Raw genomic sequence first — 1307 nt, forward strand, 5'->3', positions numbered from 1 at the left:
CTTTGAGTTTCTGATCAATATGTGTCCACCGTTAGCCCGGTCTCTTGCTCCGTCGTGACAGGTGAGCAGGCAGCGCCCCAAGGGTCGGGGGCGGACCGCCGCATCTCGCTTGTCGCGCGACCGAAAACCCGCTCGACGCCACGTTCGAGTTCCAGCATGAGCCGCGGGTAGAACTGCGGCGACTGATGCGCCCTCGCGCTCGCGCTCGCGCTCGCCAGCCTGCCCGGTCTCGCCGAGACCGTGGGTGCATAGGCATGCCGGAGTCGCCTTTCGACCGGCGGCCGTTCTCCATGGGCCACGAGCTGACGGGAGTCCGACGTCCCATTTGCCACCACTCTGCCGTACGTGAGGCCGTCCTGGGGGGGGGCAACGGTGAACCGGGCACGGCCCCAGCACTTTGGACGCATCCTTGGCAGGCGCGGTCCCCTTCGTCGCCGACCTCATCACCGGCTGATGTTCGCCAAAGGGACCCGGTGCTGGGCGGTGCCCCGGTGCCGCGATTCAGGCTGGAGTCGGCGCCGGAGGGCCGCTCAGGCGGTCGGGGCGAGCAATGCGGTCAGCAGCCGGACGAGGTCCTCGGCCGGGTCTGCGGTATCGGTTGGATCGCTGATGCGCCGCACCAAACTGCCTATCACGCATGACCGTGCCGTTCGACGGATGCGGATCAGGTCTGCGGCGGGCAACTGCGTGTCGGCGAACGAGTCGGCCCAGATCCGGTCAACAACGCCTTCGGCTTCCTGTAGCGCTGGGAGCTGACCGGCCATGAAGGTGGCGCTGTTGCGGTGGTGGACCAGCATCTCGATGGCGGCCCGGGCGGCGTCGCAGTCGTAGGCGGCGTGCAGCGTGTGCGCCCAGCCGGTAATACGCTGCTCGAGCGGCGTCTCGATGCTGGGCGCCGACCGGTGGGCTGCGGCCACCTGCTCCCAGCCGTGGGTGACCACGGCGAGGTACAGGTCCTCCGGGGTTCCGAACTGGTGTTGCACGGCGCCCCGCGTCAGCCCGGCACTGGCTGCGATCTGCTGGGTCGTGACCGTTGCCGCGCCAACGGCGTTGATGTGCTCGACGGCCGCGGCCATCAGCGCCTCGCGTGTCTGGGCCCGACGTTCGGCCTGGGTGCGCCGCGTCGGGCGTGCGACGAGCTCTCCGGTGTCCGAGGGCTTGAATCGGCCTGTTGCATTCACGCGTGAATGATACCTGTCATGGTCCGACAATCAGAGCAGTGAGATTCAACAGCAGGCCCGCCGTGTTGATGACCACTGCTGCCGTCCATGCGCTTCGGCTGTTATCTAGACGAGTCATTCCGATGT

1 protein-coding gene is annotated in these 1307 nt (G+C 67.6%); it reads right to left on the reverse strand.

What is annotated here, in order from left to right; all coding sequences use genetic code 11:
* Positions 1-530: 530 nt before the first annotated feature.
* On the reverse strand, positions 531-1181 hold the full coding sequence (locus tag AOK23_RS38225) for a TetR/AcrR family transcriptional regulator (RefSeq protein ID WP_157878275.1): 651 nt from the start codon (positions 1179-1181) through the stop codon (positions 531-533).
* Positions 1182-1307: the final 126 nt, after the last annotated feature.

It is taken from the genome of Streptomyces torulosus, from assembly GCF_001419765.1.
In the GTDB taxonomy this organism is placed as follows: Bacteria; Actinomycetota; Actinomycetes; order Streptomycetales; family Streptomycetaceae; genus Streptomyces; species Streptomyces torulosus.